General features: G+C 56.8%; 1 protein-coding gene. It reads right to left on the bottom strand.

All coding sequences use genetic code 11. The annotated features are described in order from the left end of the window. Window positions 1–294, bottom strand: a 294-nt coding sequence (locus Pmgp_RS19455) for an ISAs1 family transposase (protein WP_134216335.1), incomplete at both ends; no start/stop codon positions are given.

Here is a 294-nt window from a genome sequence, read left to right as displayed (position 1 = left end):
TGTTTTACCGGAAAGACATAATCGGCCTTTTTATCTTCCACGATGAACCGGGCATGCTCCACCTGGGTGTGCATGGCATCGGCGGTGACGACCCTGCCTTCCAGGTCCAGCGGTTCCAAAAGGGGCTTGAATGCCGTGATTTCGTTGCTCTTTTTGTCCACCTGTCGCTGGCCGATGACTATTTTCTCATGCTGCAGGAAGGCCGACACCAGGTGAACCGGTTTACCATCCGTTCCGGAGGAGCCACGCAGCGTCTTGCCGTCAACAGCCACCGCCCGGTCCTGTGATTGGGAC

The sequence above is a fragment of the Pelotomaculum propionicicum genome (assembly GCF_004369225.1).
Classification (GTDB): Bacteria; Bacillota; Desulfotomaculia; order Desulfotomaculales; family Pelotomaculaceae; genus Pelotomaculum_B; species Pelotomaculum_B propionicicum.
This window is presented reverse-complemented; position numbering and strand designations above follow the sequence as displayed.